The sequence below is a fragment of the Methanosarcina sp. 2.H.A.1B.4 genome (genome assembly GCF_000979385.1).
Classification (GTDB): Archaea; Halobacteriota; Methanosarcinia; order Methanosarcinales; family Methanosarcinaceae; genus Methanosarcina.
Genome location: NZ_JJOV01000051.1, coordinates 1 through 26,401, shown reverse-complemented (window position 1 = coordinate 26,401; position 26,401 = coordinate 1). Strand labels below are relative to the sequence as shown.

Annotated in this window: 24 protein-coding genes and 1 pseudogene; 18 read left to right on the top strand and 7 right to left on the bottom strand. The window is 40.6% G+C overall.

Annotated elements, in window-relative coordinates; translation table 11 throughout:
• The 18 genes and pseudogenes from EO92_RS18490 to EO92_RS08040 form a co-directional block, all read left to right on the top strand.
• Window positions 1–364, top strand: a pseudogene (locus tag EO92_RS18490) (chemotaxis protein); the annotation flags it as partial.
• A gap of 94 nt (window positions 365–458) precedes the next feature.
• On the top strand, window positions 459–938 hold the full coding sequence (locus EO92_RS08120) for a chemotaxis protein CheW (RefSeq protein WP_048131729.1): 480 nt from the start codon (window positions 459–461) through the stop codon (window positions 936–938).
• Window positions 935–1,735 carry a CheF family chemotaxis protein gene (locus EO92_RS08115; protein WP_048170728.1) on the top strand — a complete coding sequence of 267 codons (801 nt, stop codon included), beginning with the start codon at window positions 935–937 and terminating at the stop codon, window positions 1,733–1,735. Before EO92_RS08120 ends, EO92_RS08115 begins: the two co-directional genes overlap by 4 nt.
• A 17-nt stretch (window positions 1,736–1,752) precedes the next feature.
• Window positions 1,753–2,115 (top strand): response regulator, encoded by a 363-nt coding sequence (locus tag EO92_RS08110; RefSeq protein ID WP_048170726.1) that lies wholly within the window; start codon window positions 1,753–1,755, stop codon window positions 2,113–2,115.
• Window positions 2,116–2,128: 13 nt separating this feature from the next.
• On the top strand, window positions 2,129–3,181 hold the full coding sequence (locus EO92_RS08105) for a chemotaxis response regulator protein-glutamate methylesterase (RefSeq protein ID WP_048170724.1): 1,053 nt from the start codon (window positions 2,129–2,131) through the stop codon (window positions 3,179–3,181).
• Window positions 3,171–6,254, top strand: a complete 3,084-nt coding sequence (locus EO92_RS08100) for a chemotaxis protein CheW (RefSeq protein WP_082107983.1) — start codon at window positions 3,171–3,173, stop codon at window positions 6,252–6,254. The genes EO92_RS08105 and EO92_RS08100 overlap by 11 nt, the downstream gene beginning before the upstream one ends.
• On the top strand, window positions 6,247–6,849 hold the full coding sequence (locus EO92_RS08095; RefSeq protein ID WP_048170716.1) for a chemotaxis protein CheC: 603 nt from the start codon (window positions 6,247–6,249) through the stop codon (window positions 6,847–6,849). The genes EO92_RS08100 and EO92_RS08095 overlap by 8 nt, the downstream gene beginning before the upstream one ends.
• Window positions 6,846–7,508, top strand: coding sequence for a chemotaxis protein CheD (locus EO92_RS08090; protein WP_048170714.1), 663 nt, complete (start codon window positions 6,846–6,848; stop codon window positions 7,506–7,508). Before EO92_RS08095 ends, EO92_RS08090 begins: the two co-directional genes overlap by 4 nt.
• Window positions 7,499–8,311 carry a protein-glutamate O-methyltransferase CheR gene (locus tag EO92_RS08085; protein ID WP_048170712.1) on the top strand — a complete coding sequence of 271 codons (813 nt, stop codon included), beginning with the start codon at window positions 7,499–7,501 and terminating at the stop codon, window positions 8,309–8,311. Before EO92_RS08090 ends, EO92_RS08085 begins: the two co-directional genes overlap by 10 nt.
• A 752-nt stretch (window positions 8,312–9,063) precedes the next feature.
• Window positions 9,064–9,654 carry an archaellin/type IV pilin N-terminal domain-containing protein gene (locus EO92_RS08080; RefSeq protein ID WP_048170710.1) on the top strand — a complete coding sequence of 197 codons (591 nt, stop codon included), beginning with the start codon at window positions 9,064–9,066 and terminating at the stop codon, window positions 9,652–9,654.
• Between the two features lie 11 nt (window positions 9,655–9,665).
• Complete coding sequence (locus EO92_RS08075) at window positions 9,666–10,256, top strand: archaellin/type IV pilin N-terminal domain-containing protein (protein ID WP_048170708.1); 591 nt, start codon at window positions 9,666–9,668, stop codon at window positions 10,254–10,256.
• 72 nt (window positions 10,257–10,328) lie between these two features.
• Window positions 10,329–11,015, top strand: a complete 687-nt coding sequence (locus EO92_RS08070; protein ID WP_235283254.1) for a hypothetical protein — start codon at window positions 10,329–10,331, stop codon at window positions 11,013–11,015.
• Window positions 10,997–11,470, top strand: a complete 474-nt coding sequence (locus tag EO92_RS08065; protein WP_048170704.1) for a hypothetical protein — start codon at window positions 10,997–10,999, stop codon at window positions 11,468–11,470. The genes EO92_RS08070 and EO92_RS08065 overlap by 19 nt, the downstream gene beginning before the upstream one ends.
• 4 nt (window positions 11,471–11,474) lie before the next feature.
• Complete coding sequence (locus EO92_RS08060; protein WP_048170702.1) at window positions 11,475–11,948, top strand: flagellar protein FlaF; 474 nt, start codon at window positions 11,475–11,477, stop codon at window positions 11,946–11,948.
• A 1-nt stretch (window position 11,949) separates the two neighbouring features.
• Window positions 11,950–12,666, top strand: coding sequence for an ATPase domain-containing protein (locus tag EO92_RS08055; protein WP_048170699.1), 717 nt, complete (start codon window positions 11,950–11,952; stop codon window positions 12,664–12,666).
• A gap of 36 nt (window positions 12,667–12,702) precedes the next feature.
• Window positions 12,703–14,565: a type II/IV secretion system ATPase subunit gene (locus EO92_RS08050; RefSeq protein WP_048131701.1), complete on the top strand. Its 1,863-nt coding sequence runs from the start codon at window positions 12,703–12,705 to the stop codon at window positions 14,563–14,565.
• A 12-nt stretch (window positions 14,566–14,577) separates the two neighbouring features.
• Window positions 14,578–16,200, top strand: coding sequence for an archaellar assembly protein FlaJ (gene flaJ, locus EO92_RS08045; protein ID WP_048131699.1), 1,623 nt, complete (start codon window positions 14,578–14,580; stop codon window positions 16,198–16,200).
• Between the two features lie 2 nt (window positions 16,201–16,202).
• On the top strand, window positions 16,203–17,186 hold the full coding sequence (locus EO92_RS08040) for a hypothetical protein (RefSeq protein ID WP_048170696.1): 984 nt from the start codon (window positions 16,203–16,205) through the stop codon (window positions 17,184–17,186).
• A 489-nt stretch (window positions 17,187–17,675) separates the two neighbouring features.
• On the opposite strand, the gene EO92_RS18795 is transcribed toward EO92_RS08040, so the two are convergent.
• The 7 genes from EO92_RS18795 to ahbC all read right to left on the bottom strand — a co-directional run.
• A complete protein-coding gene (locus EO92_RS18795) occupies window positions 17,676–17,807 on the bottom strand; it encodes a hypothetical protein (RefSeq protein ID WP_255350336.1) in 132 nt (43 codons plus the stop codon).
• 344 nt (window positions 17,808–18,151) lie between these two features.
• Complete coding sequence (locus EO92_RS08035; protein WP_048163208.1) at window positions 18,152–20,761, bottom strand: valine--tRNA ligase; 2,610 nt, start codon at window positions 20,759–20,761, stop codon at window positions 18,152–18,154.
• Between the two features lie 324 nt (window positions 20,762–21,085).
• Entirely contained in the window at window positions 21,086–21,739 is a 654-nt protein-coding gene (locus EO92_RS08030; RefSeq protein WP_048170693.1) for an HAD family hydrolase, read from the bottom strand.
• Between the two features lie 612 nt (window positions 21,740–22,351).
• Complete coding sequence (locus tag EO92_RS08025) at window positions 22,352–23,116, bottom strand: HAD family hydrolase (protein WP_048170691.1); 765 nt, start codon at window positions 23,114–23,116, stop codon at window positions 22,352–22,354.
• Window positions 23,117–23,172: 56 nt separating this feature from the next.
• Complete coding sequence (locus EO92_RS08020) at window positions 23,173–24,126, bottom strand: phosphotransferase (RefSeq protein WP_048163204.1); 954 nt, start codon at window positions 24,124–24,126, stop codon at window positions 23,173–23,175.
• A 305-nt stretch (window positions 24,127–24,431) separates the two neighbouring features.
• A complete protein-coding gene (locus tag EO92_RS08015) occupies window positions 24,432–25,097 on the bottom strand; it encodes a molybdopterin-dependent oxidoreductase (RefSeq protein WP_048170690.1) in 666 nt (221 codons plus the stop codon).
• Window positions 25,098–25,332: 235 nt separating this feature from the next.
• A partial coding sequence (gene ahbC / locus EO92_RS08010) for a 12,18-didecarboxysiroheme deacetylase (protein WP_048170687.1) occupies window positions 25,333–26,401 on the bottom strand: 1,069 nt, incomplete at its 5' end.

The window sequence follows — 26,401 nt, the reverse complement described above, 5'->3', positions numbered from 1 at the left end:
TTTGAATAAGAGTCAGGAAATTGCCACTGCAGTTGCCACTATCAACTCTATGCTCATCGAACTGGATAGGCTTTCAGACGAAGGCCTGGATAAAATCGAAAATATTGAGAAAAGCATCAGTGAGACCGCATCTACTGCTGAAGAGAATGCCGCAAGCAGTGAAGAAACCTCTGCTGCTATCGAGGAACAGACCGCTGCCATGCAGCAGGTAAGCACTTCGGTACAGAATGTTAGCGAGCTTGCTCAGAAAACAGTAAATGTTCTTTTAGAAAACTTCAAAGTTTCGGGGGAACAGACAAACAATCAACCTTCTTTTGGAAAACCACAGCATTTCAACAGGAAAAATAATTCTAAAATATACTGAATGTAAAATCGAGAGCTGTTTGAATTCGGGGCTGATGGAATGCTGCAGTTTGTATCCTGTAATTCCTATAAGTCCCCCTTTCAGGTGATATAAAATGAGTTATCATAGTCAAATTGTAAATGTGGATAATACTATTCAGGTGATTGTTTTCAGTCTTGGAGAAGAGCGATATGGAGTTGAAATCTCTCAGGTAAAGGAGATTATCCTGCCAACTCAAATTACCAGAATTCCAAACGTACCTGGCTTTGTAGAAGGAGTCCTGAACCTCAGAGGTCAAATAGCAGCCATTATTAATCTCAGAAAAAGACTGGGCAAAGAACCGAAGAAAAACGATGAAAATACCCGGATTATTGTTGTTGAATACAATAATGCCACCATAGGGATGATGGTTGACAGTGTCAGTGAAGTCAAATACCTATCTTCCCAGAATATCGAAGAAATACCCAGGTTTTTAGCTTTGAGAGACGATTCTAAGTTTTTAAAGGGTGTTGGGAAACTTGAGGATGGTCTTCTCACATTGATGGACCTTAAAGAATTATTCAGTGAAGAAGAGCTGAAGGAGATTGGGGGATGACCGATAAAGTCCACCTTAGAGCTCCTGTTAAAACTTATGATGGCGGATGGGTGGATGTAGAACTTGTAGTAACCGACAACAGTCTTATTATAGGCAAAAGAGACATCCCCTTCAGGGAAATAGAAGACCTGGAAGATGTTGATGTAGAGGGTGTTAAATGCATCCAGATCAAAAAAGAGGGTAAATTTGTACTTAACCTTCCTCAAAATCTTCATCAACAGGTTTTCAAATTCATTGCATTTAATCTCAAAGCAGATAAGTTTGCAGTGTTTTTTTTGTCGTATGCTACTGTTGGTGGTGTTGTTTCATCGAATTCACAGTGGGAAAAAGGGTATTTCAGCGTAACAGATGAAGGATTCTGGTTTTTGTCCTCCAAAAACCAGAAGAGAATTCCAATTGAAAATCTCGGATCTGTTAACACTGATCTTAGAAACGTGGGTGGGAAACAGAGAAAAGTTCTCATCCTTTCTCATGTTGAAAAAAGTAATGTAGTAACAAGCCTGGTCCTCTGTCCGGAAAGTACGCTGGAAATGCTTGAAAGCTATCTTCAGCGGCTCTTTAACAAACATAAACCTTCAATTAAATTGTCTGAAGATGAAACGCAAATTCTCACTTTGATATATTCCGGATTAGATTTTGCATCAATTGAAAATATAATTGGAATCTCAACGGACGAACTAAATAATTATTATGATCGGCTTGTCGATTCCGGATTAGCTAAAGTTGTAAAAATTAGAAAAGAAATAGAATTAACCCCTCTTGGGGTAAATATGGTTGATAATATATCTAAAAGATAATTTTTAGGGGGATACATATGCCAAAAGTATTAATTGTTGATGACACCGCTTTTATGAGGAAACTTCTTAAAAACATTCTGTTCGGCGCTGGATTTGATATCGCAGGGGAGGCCGAAAACGGAAAGCAAGCAGTGGAAATGTATCGAGAGCTCAAACCGGATGTCGTTACAATGGACGTTGTTATGCCTGAAATGACAGGAATTGACGCATTAAAGCAAATAAAGTCCGTTGATAAAGACGCTAAAATCGTGATGTGTACTGCCATAGGGCAGGAGAATATAGTAAAGACAGCTATAAAACTGGGGGCAAGAGGCTATATTATAAAACCTTTCCAGGCTCCTAAAGTCATTGAAGAAATTAAGAAAGTAATTGGTGGATGAATTTGGGGGTAGCATGATACGTACTCTTATTGTTGACGATTCTGCCTTCATGCGGATGGCAATAAGAAGCATGCTTGCCAGTAGCTCGGATATAAAGATCGTCGGAGACGCATGTAATGGAAAAGAAGCTGTAGAAAAGGCAAAAACATTACACCCTGATATAATCATAATGGACGTTAACATGCCAGTCATGGATGGGCTGACGGCTGTTAAAACCATTATGAATACGGACCCGGTTCCCATCATCATGTTTAGCACCCTGACTACAGAGGGCTCAAAAGAGGCATTAGAAGCTTTGCATCTTGGAGCAATAGATTTTACTGCAAAATCCGAGTCTCACCATGATGTAAATAAGGCAGAGAGCGAGCTTATTGATAAAATAAAAAATATTCACAGCTCAAATCCTAACATATTAAGATTACTTAATATGAGGAAATTTAAAGGGGAGGTTGTCAGGGGAAAATGGAGATGTACCGGGAACTTTGGAATTCTTATAGGTTCATCTACAGGCGGCCCTTCATCTCTTGAACAGGTGATTACAAGGCTTCCCGGGGATTTGCCTGCCCCGGTTTTTGTTGTCCAGCATATGCCTGAAGGTAGTTTTTGCAGGCAACTGGCAGAAAGGCTGAATTTTCTATCAGAGCTGGAAATAAAAGAAGCCAGAAATAATGAAAAAGTAATTGCAGGTGTTGTTTATATCGCGCCGGGCGGCTACCACATGACTGTTAGAAAGGCTCTGGATGTCACTAGAATTAAACTCATAAAAAGCAAGCCTGTTCATGCTGTAATGCCTGCCGTTGATGTAACAGCTGAAAGTATGTTAGATGTATATGGCAAGAACATTGTTGCCTCTATTCTTACGGGTATGGGGTGTGATGGTGCTTCCGGGTTTAAAAAGATACGAGATGCAGGCGGTTCCACAATTGCGTGCAGTGAAGATACCTGTGTTATTTTCGGGATGCCAAGAGCTGCAATAGAAGCTGGAGCTATTGACGTTGTGAAACCCATTTTTGAGATCCCTGAAGAAATTGTGAAGAAACTGGAGGCTAAATGCAATGGAAAGTGATATGGCAGCTTATAAAAGCGATTTCCTTCAGGAAATATACGAGTGTCTCGATGTATTTAATCAATCTTTTGTGGATTTAGAAAATGGAGACTCCGCCGCAATTGATGAAATCTTTCGAATAACCCATACAATAAAAGGAATGGCTGGATTTCTTGGATATGCATCACTTGAACATTTGTGCCATAGTATGGAAGAAGTCCTGTGCGGCATAAAAAACGGAGACATAGAAATCGATGGTGAGCTGGTTGACATTCTGCTTTCAACAGTTGACCGAATCATGGAAATTGTTAAACAAATCGAAAATGCAGATAATGATAATGTAAAAATAGAAGATCTTCTTAACGCATTTGAAACTTACGAAAAAATTATGACTGGTGGACAGGGGTCTCTTTGTATCCAGAATCCCGTGGAAAATAAGGTTTTATCTCCTGAAATAATTTCCATACAGCAATCAGATGACAATACCTCTTCAAACTTTGAATGCCATGACAAACAGGAAAATGAAGTTACCTGCAATCCGGATGACTATAATCTTGTTCTGGATGTAGTCCTTTCTAAAGACTGTGTAATGAAGGGTTTGAGAGCAGCATTGATCATCGAATCTCTCAGGGATATAAGCAAATTAGCAAAAATAGATCCCGATGAAAATGAGATGGATAACAGCTTTGATGGTCACTTTAAAGTGTTCCTTTCAGGAGACAGCAAGAAGGTTGAAGAGATTATGGATAAAATTTCAGAAATTGAACAGTTTAATATTTCTGAAATTAAACCACTTAATATTGCCTGTAATGAAGAAATTAAATGTAAAAGCTCTCTCTCAGTAGAATCTCAATCCTGTATCCCATCCAAAATGGAAAATGAGGTTCCCTGCAATCCGGATGCCTGCAATCTGGATACCTGCAATCTTGTCCTGGATGTAACCCTTGATAAAGACTGTGTAATGAAGGGTTTGAGAGCAACATTGATCATAGAATCTCTCAAAGATATAAGTAAATTAGCTAAAATCGATCCCGATGAAAATGAGATGGATAACAGCTTTGATGGTCACTTTAAAGTGTTCCTTTCAGGAGAAAGCGATGAGGTTGAAGAGTTAATGGATAGAATTTCAGAAATTGAACAATTTAATATTTCTGAAATTAAACCGCTTATTGCCTGTAATGACGAAATTAAATGTAATAGCTCTATCTCAGTAGAATCTCAACCAGATTTCCCCTCAACTCCAGTTACGGTGCCTGAAGCAACAGCTGTTTCAGCCACAAACAAATCAAATACACTTCACTCCTGCATGTACAGTTTGGCAGCAAGACTACGTTGCATTTTAAACAGAATTAGTAAATCAATAAACTGTTTCAAAATAACAGAATACGCTGGAATACTTCCAAGGAAAAAATGCAAGGACTCCTCTACTGACGGTCCAAAGTCACAGGAAATCCAGGTCTTAGAAAAAGACTCCGGAATAAATCCTGCAATTCCTGATCAAGAGGTGCAACTGAACGAAGCCCGGATTTTAGAGCCAGGTTCTGGAAAAACTTTTGATAAGGGTATTCCTGATAAGTGTATTTCTGATAAGGATATTCCTGATAAGGATATTCCTGATAAGGGTATTTCTGATAAGGATATTTCTGATAAGGGTATTTCTGATAAGAGTATTTCTGATAAGAGTATTTCTGATAAGAGTATTTCTGATAAGAGTATTTCTGATAAGGATATTTTTGATAAGGATATTTCTGATAAGAGTATTCCTGATCAAGAGCTGCAATTAGATAAAGCCCAATCTCCGGCAGAGGACTCTGAAAATATCTCTACTCAGGGATTAAAGTCACAGGAGATCCAGGAAACCGGAGAATCGGAAAAAGACTCAATCAATCACTTCTCTGAATCGGCAACATCTGCAAAAGTGCCTCTGGAAACAAAAAGACAGGAAACCATCCGGGTTAGGACCTCCAATCTTGATAATATAATGAATCTTGTTGGTGAACTTGTTATTAACAAAGGACGTCTGCTTCAGATATCTCAGGAATACAACTTACCTGAACTGGAGGAAGCAACCGGGACTCTGGATAAATCAATTTCAAGCCTGCAAGATGAAGTGATGAGAATAAGGATGGTAAAAATTGAGAGGATATTCAGTAAGTTTCCGCGCATGGTAAGAGATCTAAGTAGAAAATTCAACAAAAATGTCGAGTTTGAAATTGAAGGGCAGGATACCGAATTAGACAGGACGATTTTAGATGAAATTAGCGATCCTCTGGTCCATCTTGTGAGAAATGCCGTTGACCACGGTATCGAATATCCCGAAGAGCGGGAAAAAGCCGGGAAAAACGAAGTTGGACACATAAAACTCTCAGCTAGAAGAGAAAAAAACAACGTAATAATAGAGATCGAAGATAACGGCAAAGGCATAGATGTTGAAATCTTAAAAAAGAAAGCTGTTGAGAAGGGAATATTATCTTCATTTGATGTAGAAAACCTCAGTGAAGAAGAAATCCGGATGATTATTTTTGCCCCGGGTTTTTCGACAAAGGACACTCCAACAGAGATCTCAGGTCGGGGTGTGGGCATGGATGTAGTAAAAACTACTGTTGAAAAACTGGGGGGAAAGGTCCGGGTATATTCAAAGAAGGGAGAGTTTACCAGAATAAGAATTGATCTACCTCCCACAGTCGCTATAATAAAATCTCTTTTAGTGGAGGTCGGGTCTGAGACATATGCGATCCCGATTTCTAACGTTGTGAAAGCTCTGAGTGTTGACAGCAGTGATTATAAGCTTGTTAAAGAAACCCCTGTGCTTTATATAAGGGACAAGCTGATACCAACGGTTGAGTTAAAAGAAATTTTCAATGTACCCTGTGAAAAATTAGATCACGAAATCGCCATAATTGTTGAAAAAGAAAATGAAGAAATTGGCCTTATAGTTGATTCAATTATAGACCAGCAGGAAATTGTTATTAAACCACTGGGAAATATTTTCTCAAATTCAAAAGGATTTATTGGTGCCACAATACTGGGTGACGGGCGTGTAATACCGATTATAGATGTTTCAATGCTTATAAAAGGTGATATTGATGACTGATTTAAAAAATCTTAGTGAAGTAGAACTGGATATTCTAAAGGAACTCGGGAATATTGGGACCGGGCATGCTGCGACCGCTCTTTCTAAACTACTGAACAAAGATGTATACTTCTCAGTTCCGGAGGTCAAGATAGGAGAAATTAAAAATCTCTCCAGTGAATTCATTAACGATGTTGTTGCAGGGGTAGTTATAGCACTGCAGGACCTCGAAGAACACAGGTCCGGATATCTATACATTATGTTCCCTGAAAAGTCAGCAAGAAAAATTGCAGGCGATTTATTTGGTATGGAAGAGCTGGATGAGGAAATGTATGCGTCCACAATTATGGAGGTCGGGAATATACTCTCCTCTTCTTTTTGTGATGCATCAGCTGATTTTATGGACATCATATTGCTCCCGTCCCCTCCAAATTTCGCAGTAGATGTACCTACGGCAGTCATTGATTCAGTAGTTTCGCAAATGGCTGAGAAGAATGACCATATAATTCTATTTGAGACCTCGCTCAGTTCTGATCCAGATGTAGAAATTTATTTAGCCCTGCTTCCGGAACCCAGTGTGCTTGATGATATGATGAAAATTCTGGAACAACTATGAGCAGTGATATTTTATTCGTCTCTAATGAAAGTGGGAAAGCGGTTTTTTTAACCAGCGGGGATGTACTGCTAAAATCTTTTTGTTCACTTTCAAATACCTGCTCATCTCGGGATTCTTGCCGATCATGTGACATGATTAATGGTGCAAAAAGTCACATGATGGGCACTAAATCAAATTTGAACATTAAAAGCCTGGACGGAGAACTGTCTGCCGGGATAGGGGAATATAAGATTGGGAAAAATGTCCTCTTGAAAGTAATGGGACTGGGTTCCTGTATTGGCGTTATTCTTTCTGACGTTTCAACAGGTATATGCGGAATAGCACATGTGTTGCTTCCCGGGGCTTCAAATAAAGGCGAAACCAAGTATGCCGAAACAGCCATAGAAAAAATGTTTGAAGACATGATAAAAATGGGGGCGAGAAAAAGCAGGATTACTGCAAAGTTTGCAGGAGGAGCCCAGGTTTTTAAGCATATGAGCCTGGATATCCTCAAAATTGGTAATAGAAACGCAATATCCGTTGAAGAAACTTTGATTAAAAAAAATATCCCGATTCTGGCAAAAGATGTGGGTGGGGAAGTCGGCAGAAGCGTTATCTTCAATCCTGTGGACGGAAGCATGATCGTTAAACCTACTAAAGGGGATGTACTGTGGTTGTAAATATTGATGACGACTTTAACTTTCTTGTACGAAAAATTTCAAAATCATCGGGTATCATTCTCGCTGGGTACAGGGACAGTTATCTTAGGAGAAGAATTGACCTGAGAATGAAGGCCGTTGGCGCAGATAACTACACAACGTATTCGGGGCTCCTGGAAAAAAATCAAAATGAGATGAAGGAGGTTATAAACGCACTTACAGTAAACGTTACCGAGTTTATGCGGGACAAAACGCCATTTATGTTTTTCCGGGAAGAAATATTGCCCGACATAATGGAAAGGAAACAAAAATCTAAAAGCAACCTCGTCAGGGTTTGGAGTGCAGCCTGTTCTAATGGGGAGGAACCGTATTCAATTGGCATTTGCTCAAAAGATGTTTTGCCGGAAGACTGGAGCGTCTCCATCTATGCAACGGATATTGACGAAAAATGCCTGAAGCATGCTTCACAGGGAATATACAGTAAAGAGCAAATAAAAAATCTGGACCCTTCCCTTATAAAAAAATATTTTGAACCAGCAGGGGAAGGTTTTAAAATCAGAAGCATCCCAAAACTATCGATCAGATTTCAAAAACATGACCTGACCAGTGAACCTCCAATTTCAAAACATTTTGATGCCGTATTCTGCAGAAATGTTATGATATATTTCAATGAGAGCCAAAAAATAAAAATGTTAAATGATTTTTATAATTCTCTTTCAGATGACGGCTATCTGATTATTGGCAAGTCCGAAACTTTGCCCGTTGAAATAAGGGGACTGTTTACTCCTGTCAGTGTGAAAGAGAAAGTGTTCAAAAAAGTATAATTGGCTACTTATATTTATACGGCGGTAGAAATCTGGATTTAACCAATTACTTCTACATTTATTTTTTTCTCTAATGGTAGAGGAAATTGTTTTGAACAATTTCTTTTATCCTGACGTCATTTTCTTCTGATTTTTCTGTTAAAATTGTTTTACCCAAACCCTTGCATTGTGAGGTCCCTTATACAAAAATTCATATTCTTCTCTAAGTTTTGTATTTCACACGATCCGTAATAGCACTTTTCCCCGGGGACTCACGTGTTCATATATGTGGAGATGTCTGCGATAATATTCTTTTTTTCTTCTAAAATTATTGAATTTTTGACGATATGTCGCGGCATTAATGACAAAATAGAATCAGAAGACTCTTCAACTGACTTACAAAGAGGGAGTTTATATAGTATTTAATCAGCGGGGGGCAAACTCACTAACCTTTTTTATTAAAAACTTGCTAAATAATATATTTATGTGATCTCTGATTTATGTTCGTGTCGAAACTAACTAATAAAAACAGTTTTCTTCCTTAAAATGGGAATTAATCTTTAAAAACAGTATCTATAACCCTAATTATAATTAAAACTCTTCAACGAAATATATCCCCTAACTATCTTTTCTACACCCTCCCCCTTCAAAATTGCCTCTGTATTCTATCAAATTTTATATAAAGTTAACCCCCTAACTGCCGAAACATTTATAACGTAGTCTGATATTATATTTGCTGTTATAATAGTCACAATATATTCTGGTGATTTATAATGTGGAATCGATTAATTAAAAATGAAAAAGGGTTTACGGGGCTTGAAGCGGCAATTGTGCTGGTAGCCTTCGTAGTCGTAGCTGCAGTGTTCAGTTACGTCATGTTGGGAGCGGGGTTCTATACAACCCAGAAAAGCCAGGAAGTAGTACACACAAGTGTACAGCAGGCAAGCAGCAGTCTTGCACCTTCCGGAGATATCATCGTGTTAGCAGAAGCTGGTAATGTTGTCGAAAACATTACATTTTATGTAACTAATACTGCAGGTGGATCAACTGTAGACCTTAACAAGACATTAATTTCCTTTTCAGATAAGAATGATTTTGTAACAAAGGACTACAATAAAACTGTTGATGATAGAGCCTGGGAGTATACCGGCGTCATTACCGTCGAGGGAGACGCACCTAACCTCATTGAGAAAGGCGAAAAGTATAAGGTAGTACTCAATTTGGGAGAATATAATCTCGGTAGTAAGCCTGGAGTAAACGAAAATATCAAGATTGAGGTAAAACCACCAGAAGGTGCAGTTCTTGTTCTTGAAAGGACAATGCCTCCTGCACTTACAACTGGTAATTATTATGCGGTATACTGAGGTGATCTGAAATGTGGAATAAAATTTTTAAAGATGAAAAAGGGTTTACCGGTCTTGAAGCAGCAATTGTGCTGGTAGCCTTCGTGGTCGTGGCTGCAGTCTTCAGCTACGTCATGCTGGGAGCAGGTTTTTATACAACTCAGAAAAGTCAGGAAGTAGTGCATACGGGTGTGCAGCAGGCAAGCAGCAGCGTCGAATTGAGTGGAGACGTAATTGCTAAAGGTGATGGTACTGAACTTAAAAATATCACTATGTTCCTGCAGTTGACTTCTGGAGGTTCAGCAGTTGATATGGGTCAAACTCTTATAGTTTTTACAGCTCCAAAAGTACCCCCAACTGACTTAAATCTCTCTACTACCGCCAGTAACAGTACCTTCAAAATTGTACAGAAATTTAACGATGAAGGTAACCAAGATAACATCATAAACAGATTTGAGAAATTTGAAGTATTGGTTAATGTGGATGCAATAACTGATAAAGTTAGTGAAGAAGTTGGACCTAATGACATGTTCCAGGTTGAAATCAAACCACCTCAGGGCGCAGCCTACACCATTCACAGGCAGGCACCTCCCTCAATTAGTGCAATTATGACTCTCGTCTAAAATTGAAGTAATAATGACACTCTCCTGAGTGCCATTATTTTAATTTTTTAATGCTATAGTTTTGGTGATATGATGAGTGGGGAATCCTTTGACCAGTCTATGATTGATAAAATTGTAGCTACCGCTGAGAGCGACACTATAGAATCCAAAGTTGCAAATCTTGAAGAAGAGGTAACTGAGATCAAAGGCTCTATCAAAAATCTCCTTATGGACATTAGGGAAACGATGAGTGTTCTTGAAAACCCTTTCCAGAATATTCAGGGTATTGCTAATATCTCCGGCGCCATAGTAAATCCCAGGCCTATTGATGATGGGGACAAAGAAGAAACAAATGAAAATGAGTCTGATGATACAGATCTGGAATTAATGGAACAGGCCCATAAGAGTCCTTTTGAAGATATGAAGCGAGCTGCTCAAAAACTGCCTAAGAGGAATGACTCTAAACTTATTGATCCCCTGGCCTTTTACAATACTATTGTCTGGAGCAAGGACATGGTGGAGAAATATGACAATGAGGCCATAAAGGAATTAATTGAAGTATTCGCTCTCTTAGGATATATTCCCGGTGATATTAAGGAGATTATTCTTAAAGTCATTGAGATCCTGGTCAAAAACAACAACCTTGATGGTGCAGTAGTGGACCTTTATAGACTTTATCATATACTTTATCCCGAAGATCTTTCTCTTGACTCCAAAATACTGGGTCATGTCCTGAATGAAAATGATATGGTGAAGAACGCATGGCAAAGGAAGTCATAACTTCAGCAATACTCGTAATGGTGAGTGTTATAGCTGCAGTGACTTTTGTTAATGCCATCCTTCCTTCTGTATATGGTCTATCCGAATCTTATAATTCCGTTGCACATAATATGGAAGATCAGTTTAAAACAGATCTCGATATCATATTTATTTATCCTGAAGATAACAATGTTTCCGTCTGGATAAAAAATGTCGGGTCATCAAATATACCTCTTTCAAAGCTACAATACTGTGACGTTTTCATTCTTTCTTCTTCAAACTACTGGAACCCCGGATTTGAATCCAATTCGACTCCTTCATGGGAATATACTTTTGAAAATGGAGGCGGAGATACCTGGGATCGTGGAGAAACTATTAAGGCAGCAATAAGTCTTGACTCTCTGCCAAGTGACATTTATCAAATTACCTTTTTCCTTTACAATGGGGTATCAACATCAGATACATTCTCAAAGTGATATCATGGGTCTTGATACAGTAATCGTAGCGTTCTTTGTAGTTGGAACGATTCTTGTTGTAGCAGGTACTGTAACAATGGGGACCAGTAATCTTCTCGAATCTTCTTATGACGGATACGTTGCAATTCATGACACAACTATGGATAGGCTTCATACCAGTATTGAAATCCAGAATATACGGTTTAATGTTTCAACAAATCTTACCAGTTTCACAGTTGTAAATACAGGTGAAACCAAATTAATCGATTTCGGTCTCTGGGATATTATCTTAGTTAAAAATGGTACGGTGTCCTATTTGAATGAATCTCAGTACATAATAACATCTGATAAAGATATAATAAATCCCGGTATTCTGGACCCGCATGAAAGTATTAACGTTGAATTATTAATTGATCTTGAATCCAATGACAGTTTTATTGTAAAAACTATCACTGAAAATGGTATCGTCTCTTCCGCAGAACATGTGGCAGGTGAATAAAATGGGACAAACAGAGGAAAAAAAGAATATTATTTCAAGTGGCAATGATGAAATTGATAAAAAATTAGGTGAGGGCATCCCTATAGGTTCTCTTGTGCTCATTGAAGGAGAAAACGATACCGGGAAGAGTGTATTCTGCCAACAAATGGTGTATGGCGGATTGAATCAACTTTACAGGATAGCATATTATTCAACCGAGAATACCATTAAAAGCATGCTGGCGCAAATGGACAGTCTGAGCCTCGATATCTCGGATTTTTACACCTGGGGCTATTTCAGGATTTTTCCGGTTCATCTTGACGGTGTTGAATGGACTTCCAATCAAATGAAAGGGACCCTGCACCTTGTTATAAATCATATTAAAAGTGTCAAAGAACGAGTCATTATAATTGACTCCCTCACAATGTTTACTACTTACTCTGATGAGGATGACATACTTGGATTCCTCACAAGTTTGAAAAATTTGTGTGATAAAGGGTACACAATCTTCATTACTTTGCATCAACACGCTTTCAAAGAGGACACACTTGTTAGAATTCGGTCTTCATGTGATTGTCACCTATTTCTGAGAAAGGAACAGCTCACTGATCGCTATATTAGCGTTATGGAAGTCTCCAAAATAAGAGGTGCTAAGAAAAGCACAGGTAATATAGTGAGTTTTGAAGTCCAGCCTGGATTCGGTTTAAAGATAATTCCAATATCACAGGCAAGAGTATAATTTTTTTTAACGTAACTGTCCACTTATGGGGTTTACATGGATATTATTGAGGATAAGCTGAGTATTGAAGAGAAGCTGAGTATTGAAGATGGTCGTGCACTTAATGCAGGGGTATATACAAATTTTCCGTTTAAACCAAAAAAATATGACGGGCATGACCATTCAAACCTGAAAACATGCAATCTTTACAAGCTCCTTCCTCCGGAAATGAAAAAGGAGGTTGAAATCAACCTTCATCTTCTGGAGTACTTGCATATCCTGCCCATAGATACAATGGGTATACCCAGATATGTTTCTAAGCTTGAATCAAAACACGGTGATATAGAGGACCCCAATCTGATATACAAGGTCAACGACCAGATCTATGTTCACATTTATCCAAACAAAAACGACGTAAGGAATTTCTATATTCCTATTGAACCTATACTTCTTACCGGAGTTGGGCGGCTCATTAAAGAAGTAGAAATCAAACTTGTAGATTACCTTACAGGGATTGAGTTTGATCCTGAAAATTTAGACGAAAAAGAAAGGATACTGAAAGAATCCTTAGAAGCTATTTGCATAATAGGCAATAAAAAGCCGGTTGACAATTCTACTTCCGGGGTCAAAAAACTATTCGGGTCCAGATTATTTCCAGTTAAGGATGATCCGGATAAAAATCAGATGTACATAACAAAAGAGCATTATGAAGCGCTGAAATATTCAGTTCTCAGGGACAAAATCGGCGTGGGTTTCCTTGATCCATATATAAATGACAGCCATATTGAGGATATAACATGCAATGGTCTGGGGCCTATCTTCATTGAACACAAGGTGTTCAAGGGTCTGAGGAGTGTTATTGAATTTAATGACAATGATGCACTCAATAAATATATTATCAGGCTTGCAGAGAGGATCGGAAAACCCATCACTTTCAAAAACCCCATAGTGGACTCCACACTCCCGGACGGGTCAAGAATTAATATTGTTTTTGGGGATGATATCAGTAAAAACGGGAGTAATTTCACCATAAGAAAATTCGCTGACATTCCATTCAGTATTCTTCAGGTTATAAAAGGCGGAACCCTGGATTACAGGATGGCAGCTTATCTGTGGATTCTTATCTCTGAGGGAATGAGCGGCTTTATATGCGGTGAAACCGCGAGTGGAAAAACAACTACGTTGAATGGTATTACAGCATTTATAAACCCTGATTCTAAACTGGTTTCAATTGAAGATACGCCTGAACTGCAAATTCCTCATAAAAACTGGACCAGAGAAACAACGAGAGGAAGTACAAGGGGCGGAGGAGTAGGAGAAGGCAGCGGTTCGGATGTTACAATGTTCGACCTCCTCAAAGCAGCATTGAGGCAGAGGCCAAATTACATCCTTGTAGGAGAAATCCGAGGAGTTGAAGGAAACGTCGCATTCCAGGCGATGCAGACCGGGCACCCTGTCATGTCAACCTTCCACGCTGCAAACGTAGAAAAATTGATCCAGAGACTTACCGCTGACCCTATAAACATTCCTAAAACGTACGTGGATAACCTCAACTTTGTCATTATCCAATCTGCGGTCCGGAGGCCGGATGGCAAACTTGTGAGAAGAGTCCTCAGCATAAATGAGGTTCTCGGATACAATCCTGATAAGGGTGGAATTTCATTCATTGAAGCCTTTTCCTGGGACCCTGTTACTGATTCATTTATTTTCAGTGCTCTGGGAAGTTCATATATCCTTGAAAATAAAATCGCTACAAGGCTTGGAATTCCTGGTAAGAAAAAGAAAGCAATTTATGATGAAATTGAAAAAAGGGCAAAAATACTGGAGAGATTAAACAATGAAGGAATTGTAAATTATTACGATTTTTTCAATACGGTCGCAAAGATTACGAAACATGGTATTCTGAGGATTCAATTCTAAATGGTGATTTAGATGGGAATCTATAGGGTAAAAAACATTTTCAACAAAAAGTCTAATTTACAACCTATTTTAGACTGGTTTTCTCTTAAACTCAGACGTTACAAGAAAGAACTCTATATGAGTAACGATCTGCTTTTTACTCTTACTTATATGGCTTCAATTTCAACTGCTAATCTAACAAGAGACAAAATATTCACAAGCATATCTGATAAGAAAGAATATTGTCCAAGTAAATATTTTAACCAGATTAAAGAACTAGCTCTGAACTGGCATTATGATTATGCAAATGCATGTGAAATCATATCCACAAAAGTAACTCACGATAGACTGCGGGAACTTCTGAACCGGTTATCAAACGCTATAGCTGCAGGAGAACCTGATAATGAATTCCTGACCAAAGAATGGAAATTATTTAAAACAAAAAGAAAAGATGAGTTTGAAAGAGACCTTGAAACCACTAAAGAATGGTCAAACGCTTACACAGCATTGCTTGTCTCTACATCCCTTGTAGCTATCATTATATTACTCTCAGTAATTTTATATAATATTGGTGACCCGGCGGATACGCTTTACTCCACAATGGTTATTGTATTTTTTATGGCGTTTCTTGGGGTAGGATTACTTTTTTCATCCTCTCCTAAAGATTCTAAAGTCCATAGTTTAAGTGTAAAATCAAAAGAGCAGGTATTCATTCATAAGTGGATTCCTCTTACACTTGTTCTATCCACTCTGGCTGTTATAATATTCACCATTATACCGACTTTTATCGGTTCACCTGAGTTTTTCATTGATATTAAAGGAGTCGGAATGATTCTTGCAGGAGTTATTATGATGCCTGTCGGAATTGCGGCAAATAGAGATATTGAAAAAATTAACAAAAGGGATGAATGTTATACCACTTTTATAAGTAGCTTAGGGTCTATTATAAGTGGTTCCGGGCTGACAGTTCCAAAAGCCCTTCTAAAGATCGATCCAAAAAACCTTGGAGAGCTCAAAGACATGAGTCAGGAGCTCTACAAGAAACTGGCAACAGGGCTGGACCCTACGCTGTGCTGGGAAAGATTTGTCGGGGAGACGGGCAGCTATTTGATCTACAAATTTTCAAATGTTTTTGTAGATGCTGTAAATTTCGGAGGTAATGCAGAAGTGGTAGGAGAGCTTGTGAGCTCATCCAACCTTGAACTGGTTCTTTTAAGAATGAAAAGGGAACGCATATCCAAAGGATTTACCAGTCTTGTCATACCTCTTCATGTAGCAATGGTTGCCCTTCTTCTTTTTATCGGCCAGATCCTGACGATCTTTTCTACTATCATATCATCTCTTTTTGCCCAGTTTGATGTTACTGACTCAGAACTTTCAGGTCTACCTACCGGTATGGGTAGCATGAATTTAGGCATATTTGGCGGAGTTCCTATCGATTTACTTAATCAATTTGTTATAGTAGTTATTATTATTCTAACGGTTGCTAACATATTAGCAATTGTTGCTGTAAAAGGGGGACCAATGTACTTAGCAATTTATTACGGTATATCTATATGTATCCTTTCAGGGGTACTGATGATTATAACTCCTCCTTTAGTGGAAATGGCCTTTTCATTTAATGGAGCACTTGATAGTCTTGCAGGAGGCATATGAATATGGATTTAATAACCATATACGAGACCAATTTTACGATCTTCATAGGTATTTTTGTAACTCTGGTTGTTATGGGGACAACAACTCTCTACGATATGTATAAAAGTAAAGGCGGAGCCTCATTCGATCTCGAGGAGTTTAAGTTTTTTTCGAACCTGAACCAGAAAATAACAACTTTCAGTTCGGAGGGCTTGAAGCATTTTTCTGAGTATTGCAAAAAAATTAGCAGCTTTATCCCGAAAAGATCAGGTTCAAGTCTGAAAATGTCCAGTTCAGTCCAGAAAAAATCCCGCTTAATCCATGGTAACTCCAGCAAAAAGTATCTTGAAAAAGTGGAAACAATATTCCTTAAAGCAAAAGATGCTGGTCGGAAACTTTTTATTAACTTCCAAAATAAAATTTCATCTATTTCATCCACTTTACCTCGAAGGAATAAACATGATGAAGGAAAATTTGTTTCCTTATCTGATAATAAGGAAACAAATAAAAAGGAAACAAATTCAAAATTTAGTGTAACTAATCATGTCAACAATCTTGAGAAAGTAGTCGAATCCAAAAAAGACGAATTAGATTTTGATGATGACCTTCTAGCCAAAATGTCTACTACAGGCACTTTAAAAAGCAATATTCCTGAAGCTAATACGGCAGATCCGTTTTTTGGGGAGATGGCTTCAGAACTTGGTGAATCACTTGATAATGACTTAATGTTCGATGGAAATGAATTTGATATTAAAATTGAGGGACTGGATAATGAACCTGATGAAGATAACTTCTCATTTGACGACAATTTGACAGAAATAAAATTTGATGATGAAAGTGACAGTCTATTAGACTCACTTAAGAAGGAAATCGTAATTTCTAAAGAGAAAAAGGTCAATTTCATGGATGATATGCAAGGAGAAGATCTGGATTTGAAGCTGATGAAATCCGACCTTGAAGGTATTCTCAGGGATCTGAAAAAACAAGGGCGGTATTCAAAATCATAATTTATCAACGGTTTATAATGATACTGATAGCAAATTTTCAGTACTCAAACTGATATTCTAACTTATATAACAAAAATAAATTGTACAATAATAAGCAAAGTGAGTGATGAAAAATGGTAGATGCAAAATATGTCGGACTTATAGTTTTAGCAGTGTTTTCAGGATCAATGCTCGTATACACATGGCTGTCATTGTATAACAGATTTGATTCCGGTGTAATGTTCTATGCAGCGCTTCTTATTCTTTCTTTTTCTCTGATGCTGGTAAAGAGGCAAACGCAGGTATAAAATATGTTCAGAGGATTTCAAAAGACCTGAAAAATCAAAATCCGTGTGTAAATTCCAATCTTTCTGTAAATCAATCGGAATCTGGTGGAATTGAAGGTTAATTGAAATCCTCTTTCTTTATATTTTCTCTCCTACTATTCTCTCATCTCTTTCTATAATTCTCCTTGAGCATTATAATCTTTTAAAATCAGGTTGGTTCTGATTAATTTTTATCTATACCGGAAGCCGTAGAGAATCTTTCAGTTTTCTTTTCCTGCACTGCACATGGACAGGGGTCTGTCAACCAGATAAATGCCATTCTTAACCCTGAAGCACGCCTTTCCAATTCAAGCAATATAACTGCCTCCACAGATTTTCTGGCGGCTCATCAAAAAAGAAGCCCGGAAAGCAGGAAAAGGAACACCGAAAAAGGAACACCGAAAAAGGAAATCAGGAAAAGGAAATCAGAAAACAACAGTGAAAAGAAGTCTCAGGTTATTATTTACCTGTTTTCTTCTTTTTCATTGTTGTTCTCCATAATCAGGCCGCCTGAGCTCAGTTCACTGCTCTAACCCATAAATTAGTCCTCTTGAGCGAGCGAAGAGAGCGAAAAGGACCTCGTGCTGTTGCACTTACAGTGCAACTCCCAGAAAATCTCCGATTTCCTGTGATCCCGAAGCGAAACTCGGGTGCCGAAGCTTACCTGACAATTAAGACTACTGCGCCTTTTACATCAAGAACTTCTACCTCACGGCCTCCGGAGATTACTTCTTTCCGGACTTCAACTGCTGCGGGTTCGAGTTCTATTGCTTCGCCGTTTACAGTAACGGTTATTTTTCCTGACGCTGCCTGAGCCTCAACTGCAGCAGGGTCTTCTGCCTTCAGAGCTTTCACAACGGCCCCGGCATCTTTTCTGAAGCGCGGGCCCAGGAAACCCATATTGGGCTTTACCTCTACAGGCACATACTCAAATGAAGGAGCACCTTCCATAAGTTCCACTTCTGAGTTCGTAGCCCCTGCAATATCCCCTGTATCGATCCTTGCATTGTAGATCTCTATTTTTTTCAGGGGAGAGTTCAGAGCCATTCCCAGGTCTGATTTATACCTGCGGACCTCACCTGTGATCTCTTTGATCATTTCGCCTGCGGCTTCAGCTTCTTCGCTTATCAGGCTTTCATTGACTGCAGGCCAGGCCTGTATATGCACACTTTCATTGCTGAACCTGGAGTACATTTCTTCTGCAAAGAAAGGTATGAACGGAGCAAGCAGAAGGGAGAGGGTCTTAGTTGTTGTGTAAAGTACATACCGGGCTGCTTTCCTGCCCTCCGTATCTTCACCGTAGAGCCTGCCTTTCACAAGTTCCAGGTAGTTATCTGCAAGGACCTCCCATGCAAAGCCCCTTATAGCCTTGAATGTGGAATCAAACTGGTATCCATCAAGCTCCGTTGTGGCAGTGTCCACAAGCCTGTTAAGCTTGCTCAGGAGCCACCTGTCGATTGTAAGGAGAGAATCCAGGGGGAAGTTTTCAGCATCTTCAGGCCCGAAGTCCTTTAAGTGGGACATCGAGAATCGGTAGATGCTCCACATCTTCTGCAGGAAGCGGGAGGCTGAGACCACGTCTTTCCAGCGGAACATTACGTCAGAGCCTGCGGAACCTCCAACAGCACCCCACTGTCTGAAAGCATCAGCACTGTGCTGTGCAGTCACTTCTTCTGGAGAGATTACGTTTCCGAGAGACTTGCTCATCTTATGCCCGTCAGGCCCGAGTACCATCCCGTTGATCACTATTGAATCCCAGGGCCGCGTGCCTTCAAGAGCCAGGCTCCTCAGAATTGTGTAGAAAGCCCAGGTCCTGATAATGTCATGTCCCTGAGGGCGGATCTGTGCTGGCAGGCGGAGCTCGTGTTCGCTTTCCCAGCCCGAGACGTGCAGGGCAGTGATCGAGGAGTCCATCCAGGTGTCCAGCACATCTGTCTCAGGTTCAAACTCAGTTGAACCGCAGGCACAGGCTCTTTTTGGTGCATTTTCGTTGGGGTCGATCGGGAGCCAGCTCTCTTCGGCAATCATGACCTCTCCGCACTTTTTGCAGTACCAGATGGGAATCGGGGTTGCAAAGATCCTCTGCCTGGAGATACACCAGTCCCATTCCATCGTGCCTGTCCAGTTCTGGAGCCTGACTTTCATATATTCAGGGTACCATTTAATCTCATCTGCAGCTTTCAGGATGCCCTCAGGGTTAATTTTTACGAACCACTGGGGCTCGGAAAGGATTTCAATAGGAGTGTCGCAGCGCCAGCAGAGCCCTACGTTCTGATCAAGGGGCTTCTGGTCATAGAGGAAACTCCCGGCTTTCAGGTCTGCAATTACAGCTTCCCTGCATTCGGTCAGGCTCATTCCCTCATATTTGCCTGCTGCTTTTGTCATCTTGCCCTGTTTGTCGATGGCTTTTACCAGAGGCAGTCCATACTTTAACCACCAGCGCACGTCCTGCTTGTCCCCGAAGGTACAGATCATAACAGCACCGGTCCCGAATTCAGGCTCAACAGCTTCGTCTGCAATCAGTGGCACTTTCTGCCCGAAGATAGGTACTGTGAGGGTCTGCCCTACGTATGCTTTGTAGCGTTCGTCTTTGGGGCTTACGGCCACGGCAACACAGGCTGCCATCAGTTCTGGCCTTGTAGTTGCGATATCTACCTTATCAAAGTGGACAAAGTTAAGTTTCGTTTGCCCGGCATCATACTCTACTTCTGCAAAAGCAATGGCAGTTTCACAGCGGGGGCACCAGTTGACAGGGTGGTCTTCGTGATAAATATGCCCGCCGTTGTACATCTTGACAAAGGACTTCTGTGTCTTTACAAAGTATGAGGGCTCCATGGTAACGAATTCGTTGCTCCAGTCCACGGAAAAGCCCAGACGCAGCATTGTTTTGCGCATCTTGTCGATGTTTCCTCCCGTAAGCTCCCTGCACATCCTGCGGAACTCCGCCCTGGGAACCTGGTTTTTCGTAATCCCATGGATTTCTTCAACCTTAACTTCCGTTGGCAGGCCGTGGCAGTCCCAGCCCTGGGGGAACATTACGTTATATCCCTGCATGCGTTTGTATCTGGCTATAAAGTCGATATAGCACCAGTTGAGCGCGTTTCCGATGTGAAAATTGCCTGTAGGATAGGGAGGCGGGGTATCAATAATATACTGGGGGCGGGTATCTTCTCCCCAGTTGAAGTGGTACATGGAGAGGTTCCAGTTCTCCATCCACTTTTCCTCAACCTCGTTTGCATTATATTCTTTTGGAATTTCCGATTCTGTCATAAAGACACTCCATGATTGGGAAATAAGTGTAAGAATTTCTTGGGTTTTAGAGTGCTTGCGATTATTTAAATATATCTGGTTTTGGATGTTATGGAAATCTCTGACTGTGCAGGAATTGCCAGATTATATGTTTAGTTTTTTTTTTGATTGTATTTTTTCCCGGAAAAACGGATTCCAGAACTGAAAATATTTACAACTGTTTAACAACAGTCAGTCTAACGGCAAACAAAAAACGAACAAATGAATAAACAGCCGTAAAAATTATACAAAAAATTAAAAGGTACAGTTCCTCTAATTTACGCTTTCTTTTGTGTTCTCATGCCCTTATGCGTATTTCCACGCGCTGTGGATGTGCATTGCATTCATTCCGAGGCTTTGAGGTGCATAGATGTCATTTTCCGGAGTGTCCCCGATTGAAAGCACTTCCCAGGGCTCAAGCCCGAGGCGGTCAAGAGCCATTTTGAAAAGCCTTGTGTCAGGTTTTTTGATACAGTGGTCAGAAGACATGATCACGAAGTTGAAACGGTCGTATAAGCCGAGGAAGCGCAGTTCCTGCTCCGTAAAGACTCTCTGGGCGTTTGAGACAATACCTTTAGGGATGTTCCTATATTTTTCAAGCAACCTGAGGCTTTGCGGGTAAGCTTCCAGTTTTCTTATGGATGCAGTCCTGAAGACCTTTGCAGTTTCAATTCCAAGCCAGTAAGAATCAATCTCCCTGAAAGCATTTTCTGCACAGAGCTCGGCAAAAATCTCTTCTATGCGGATATCTGGGTACTGCTGTCCGGAATTTTCCAGCCTGCTAACGACTTTCCACCTGTACTCTTCCCTGAGCCTATCAGGTTCAATCTTCACTCCCTGGTAAAGCAGCCAGTGACTCACTCTCTCGTTTGTCTCCCGGCTTTTTTCGTCTGTTTTGATGTCAATAAGGGTTTTGTAGCAGTCAAAGATTATGCCTTTAATTTTTCCGTTTTGGAGCATAGGGATTCTCCTTCGATTTTTTTTAATTTAATCGAATTTTGTCAGATCCTGGGTCTTGTGTATATTCTTTCTCTACTTAGATTTTGATGCGCGTCATGGTATATAGACATTATGCAAATACTCATACATGGTCTGAATATATATACTTCTCTTCAAATTAACTATAGTCTTCCCTCTTAAATCCTCTTCTACCTCTCATTCTCTTGAGCGAACATTATTGCAAAATCAGATAGATGCGGGGCTTTAATTCTTTTTTGTTTCTCTCTGGCAGACGCTGCCAGATTAGCCGGGCGGGAGCTATTTTAAGCGTGAACTGAAAAACAGTTTACAGGGTCATGGGGAGTTATCTCTGGCTGCATGTTGGTTACAACCCTGTATTGGAAGGGGTAGAAATCCGGAACTTTCATTTTCTGATATTTTAAATACTATCCGGAGACAGATCCGGGACTACAAGAAACAGAATTAGTGTAAACAATGGCTCTTCGTTGTTTTGTGTGGATACCCTCATAAAACCAGAGCGGTCTTGAATTGAAAATCATCTTATCCATAGAGCATGCCGAAGAGCCTAAACAATAAACCTCTCCGCAAAAGAGAGGGAACGTTTTTGATAAATCAGTCCTTCAACCCGTAAAAATCCCAGGCTTCTTCAATAGTCATTGCCTGCATCCCGAGTTTTCTGGCGGGATGTATCTCGTTTTCGTAAGAGTCCCCTATGGACATAACACACTTGGGTTCGAGTTCGAGTTCCATCCTTTTGAGTGCGGTCATAAAAAGCCTGAGGTCAGGTTTCTTGTATCCCACATCGGACGAGAAAATAACAAAATCAAAGTAGTCGTAGAGCCCCAGAAACCGGAGTTCCAGTTCGGAAAAAACCCTCTGCCCGTTGGAGATTATGCACTTGGGGATGTTTATGCAGTGCTCAATTAGCTTTATGCTCTGAGGGAAGGGGCGGAGTTTCCGTATAGAAGCTGCTCGAAAGACTCTTGAGGTCTCAATTCCGAGGAGTTTTTCATCGATTTTCCAGATCGAATTTTCCCTGCAGATCTCGGCAAAGATGTCCTCCACCCTGACTTCAGGGTATATCTCCTTTGAGTCCTCCATCCTTTCCTGAACCTTAAATATGTAGGTATCCCACAGCTTTTCCGGCTTTACTTTTACCCCATGGTAGGCAAGCCATGCGCTTACAGTCTCATAAGTCTCGATCCTGTGTTCTTCGGTGTGGATATCGATAAGCGTCTGATAGCAGTCAAAAATAGCACCTTTTATCTGACAGCTTTCAAATACCTCTTCCCCTGCTCCGGCAGGAGCACCCAGAAAGGTGATTATGCCCTCGCTGGGTTCCGATTCATGGTCCCTGGAAATGTTCTTGCCTCCCATATCCCCTTAATTTTTCCTTCAATCTCCTTAATTTTACTCTTCATTCCTCTATTTCCTTAATTCCCTCTATGAATTGCACTTAAACATTCACGTGCTTCTTTTATCAGGTAATCCCTGTAATCGCTCTGGTGAAGCCTTGCCGAACGAAGCAGCCCTATACTCATGAAAAAAGGCAGAATTCTGGTAATGTAGAAAAAATCCTTTTCTCTGCGGCTGTACTCCCAGAGGAAGTTCCCTATATACGGCTCGGCTTTCCAGCCTCCTCCTTTGTGCAATTCGAACTCGTTCTTAAGTTCCGCAGTAAGAATTCCGAGGTCTCTTACAGGATGTGCATCAAACCAGGAGCTTTCAAAATCAAGTGCATAGGGCTTTCCTTTGCAAAAAATATAATTGGAGGGGGTAACATCCCTGTGAACCATACACCCGTATTCCCGGTCGAGCCAGGAACTGTACCACCATTCTCCAAGGAGTTTGTTGAAAGTCTCCCTGGTGCTGTAATCCAGTTTCAGGTGGTCCAGCACGTCATGATAGTTTCTAAACTCATTTTCTTTATTGTAAGTGGATGACTGTGTATTATCATGCAGCTGCCTGAGCATGTGAGCCACCGCAGCAAGCTTTTCATAAAGGTCCTCTTCGCGTTTAAGGTACCAGCCCAGAGATTTTCCAGGTATGTGTTCGGTTACAAGGGCACAATTAAAATCTTTATTTACTGCAAGAGGCTTTGCAACATTTATTATCGAAGCTGCTTTTTTCAGGTTCCGGTATTCATTCATCATACCTTTATAAGAGTTGTAAGCTTTCAGCTTCCCAGTGGGTTCTGCAAAAAATTTTGCCATCACGCTGAAGTGTTCCCCTTTGAACTGATACCTGCAGACTGTGTGAGAGGAATTGTACTTAATAACATCCACAAGACACTTTTTGTCGCGAATCCGGTGTCCTACAACCTCTTCAACAAGCCAGTCCCTGAATGGGTCCCCAGGGTACAAAGTATTAACATGGCTATTTGCCACTTCAAATTACCCCCCTTTTCCAGAAACAATCTCAACAACTATATTCTTTGCCTCGCATATCTCTTGCTTTAAACAGTACTTGCTTTAAACAGTACTGCAATGAAATACAGATCATGAAACGTAGCACTCATGAAATGTAGCTCTCATAAAGATAGAATAATAAAAGGCGGTTATGATCAAACCCTGTAATAATCAAATTTAACCAGTAATAGGGTTTGAATCTCTGGTTTTGATTCTTCAATACTGGCAACAGTATACTATAGCCTGGGTATCTTATATTATTATTGGTGTTTCAATACGGATTTTTATCCTCTCGTTTCAAAAGCAGGCCCGCCGACATCAGCTATGTTATTGTACCCGCGCTCCTCCCAGTACCCTCTGTAAGGTGAGTCACTGAGCTCAATTCTTACTATCCATTTCACCCATTTGTATCCATATTTGCCTTCAGCCACAAGCTGCAGGGGAAACCCTCTTTCAGGCGGCAGGGTTACATCATTTAGTTTATAAGCAATTATGATGTCGTTTTCCAGCAGATAGTCCATATCAAGGGAAGTGGAATACCCGTCGGCACTGTAAAAAATAACCGTTGTTGCATTTTCCATAGCCTCCACTTCTTCAAAGAGATCGGCTATCCTGATCCCTGTCCATTTTGCGGTAAAACCCCAGCCTTCTACACAGTTAAGGTCAACAACTTTCGAAGTTTGAGGTAACCCGATTATTTCTTCATATGTAAAATCTCGGGGGTTTTCCACAAGCCCATCAACCTGCAGCCTGTAACTTTCCCTTTCAATATACTGGGTGCCTTTGATGGCATTGTTGCGCTGTTGTGCAATAGGGGTTAACTGTTCGCCCTGATAAGAAAGAGTTTCTGTCTGGTTGTCATAGACTCCCGTTTCTCCTCTGTCGGATACGCAGCCTGAAAATACTGTAAAAGCAACTGAAATAATTAGAAGTAAATGGATCGGCTTCATGTATTTGCCCTGTCTCCCTCAACTCTTTTCCTACATGTCCTTTCCTTAAAATATGCATTCAGCGGGAATAAATGGTTATTTATAAAAGAAAATTTCAGTGTTAAAGTAATAATCTGGAAGTAATAATCCGGGAGATTAAGAGCTGGCAGATGTAAAGAAATAGACAAAAACTGAAGAGAGATTAAGAAAAGTGCCGAAAAAAGAAAGCGATAAAGGGAATAAGCCTGAAAAGTTTTCAGGCCTCATCGTATCCTATTTCTTCTTTTGTAAGGTAGCAGGCAGGGTCATCCGCCCATACATCCCCGTAAACGGCTTCGGCTCGAACTCTGAAGTTTCCGTTGCAGACGTCGAACCATTTGCACTTTGCACAGCGGTCTCCACGGGCCTGAATAAGAGGCTTCCTGTGCTTGAGCCCGGCCATCAGTTCGTCGCTCAGGTCGGTCCAGATCTCGCTGAAAGGCCGTTCCCTCACATTCCCGAAAGAGTGATGTCTCCAGAACTGGTCTGCGTGTACAGCGCCGTCCCAGGAAACGCATCCTATGCCTATACCTGAGGAATTGCCCTGGTTCATCGAGAGGAGTTCGAATACCTCGGCAGCCCTTTCCGGATTTTCTTCAAGGAGCTTCATATAGAGGTAGGGACCGTCGCAGTGGTTGTCCACAGTCAGGACTTCTGCGGGGAAGCCTTTTTTGTGCAGCTCCTTTGTCCTTTCCATAATCAGGTCTACAGCCTGTCTGGATTCTTCGAGCGAAAGGTCTTCATCTACCATCTTCGAGCCTCTGCCTGCATAGACAAGGTGATAGAAGCAGATCCTCGGGATTTTTTCCTTCTCAAGGAGGTCAAAGATTGCAGGTATGTCCTTTACGTTTTGCTTGTTGATGGTAAAACGCAAGCCCACTTTTATGCCTTCTTCCTGGCAGTTATGCAGGCCCCTTAGAGCTGCGTCGAATGCTCCCTGCATGCCCCTGAACCTGTCATTTGTCTCTCTTATGCCGTCAAGGGAGATTCCTACGTAAGAAAGCCCGACCTCTTTTAACTTTTTTGCAAGGGGTTTGTCTATGAGGGTCCCGTTTGTTGAGATTACGGCCCTCATTCCCTTCTCTCTGGCATAGGCTGCAAGCTCCGGCAGGTCTTTTCGCATCGTGGGCTCGCCCCCGGAGAAGAGCATAACCGGAGAGCCAAAAGCTGCAAGGTCATCGATAAGGGTTTTTCCCTCTTCGGTCGAAAGTTCGTTTTTGAACTCCATATCCTGTGCCTGGGCATAACAGTGGACGCATTTCAGGTTGCATCTGTCTCTTATACAC

Coding starts and splice junctions, on each gene's coding strand:
- EO92_RS08120 (WP_048131729.1), top strand. CDS start 459: ATGAGTTATCATAGTCAAATTGTAAATGTGGATAATACTATTCAGGTG.
- EO92_RS08115 (WP_048170728.1), top strand. CDS start 935: ATGACCGATAAAGTCCACCTTAGAGCTCCTGTTAAAACTTATGATGGC.
- EO92_RS08110 (WP_048170726.1), top strand. CDS start 1,753: ATGCCAAAAGTATTAATTGTTGATGACACCGCTTTTATGAGGAAACTT.
- EO92_RS08105 (WP_048170724.1), top strand. CDS start 2,129: ATGATACGTACTCTTATTGTTGACGATTCTGCCTTCATGCGGATGGCA.
- EO92_RS08100 (WP_082107983.1), top strand. CDS start 3,171: ATGGAAAGTGATATGGCAGCTTATAAAAGCGATTTCCTTCAGGAAATA.
- EO92_RS08095 (WP_048170716.1), top strand. CDS start 6,247: ATGACTGATTTAAAAAATCTTAGTGAAGTAGAACTGGATATTCTAAAG.
- EO92_RS08090 (WP_048170714.1), top strand. CDS start 6,846: ATGAGCAGTGATATTTTATTCGTCTCTAATGAAAGTGGGAAAGCGGTT.
- EO92_RS08080 (WP_048170710.1), top strand. CDS start 9,064: ATGTGGAATCGATTAATTAAAAATGAAAAAGGGTTTACGGGGCTTGAA.
- EO92_RS08075 (WP_048170708.1), top strand. CDS start 9,666: ATGTGGAATAAAATTTTTAAAGATGAAAAAGGGTTTACCGGTCTTGAA.
- EO92_RS08070 (WP_235283254.1), top strand. CDS start 10,329: ATGAGTGGGGAATCCTTTGACCAGTCTATGATTGATAAAATTGTAGCT.
- EO92_RS08065 (WP_048170704.1), top strand. CDS start 10,997: ATGGCAAAGGAAGTCATAACTTCAGCAATACTCGTAATGGTGAGTGTT.
- EO92_RS08060 (WP_048170702.1), top strand. CDS start 11,475: ATGGGTCTTGATACAGTAATCGTAGCGTTCTTTGTAGTTGGAACGATT.
- EO92_RS08055 (WP_048170699.1), top strand. CDS start 11,950: ATGGGACAAACAGAGGAAAAAAAGAATATTATTTCAAGTGGCAATGAT.
- EO92_RS08050 (WP_048131701.1), top strand. CDS start 12,703: ATGGATATTATTGAGGATAAGCTGAGTATTGAAGAGAAGCTGAGTATT.
- flaJ (WP_048131699.1), top strand. CDS start 14,578: ATGGGAATCTATAGGGTAAAAAACATTTTCAACAAAAAGTCTAATTTA.
- EO92_RS08040 (WP_048170696.1), top strand. CDS start 16,203: ATGGATTTAATAACCATATACGAGACCAATTTTACGATCTTCATAGGT.
- EO92_RS08035 (WP_048163208.1), bottom strand. CDS start 20,761: ATGACAGAATCGGAAATTCCAAAAGAATATAATGCAAACGAGGTTGAG.
- EO92_RS08030 (WP_048170693.1), bottom strand. CDS start 21,739: ATGCTCCAAAACGGAAAAATTAAAGGCATAATCTTTGACTGCTACAAA.
- EO92_RS08025 (WP_048170691.1), bottom strand. CDS start 23,116: ATGGGAGGCAAGAACATTTCCAGGGACCATGAATCGGAACCCAGCGAG.
- EO92_RS08015 (WP_048170690.1), bottom strand. CDS start 25,097: ATGAAGCCGATCCATTTACTTCTAATTATTTCAGTTGCTTTTACAGTA.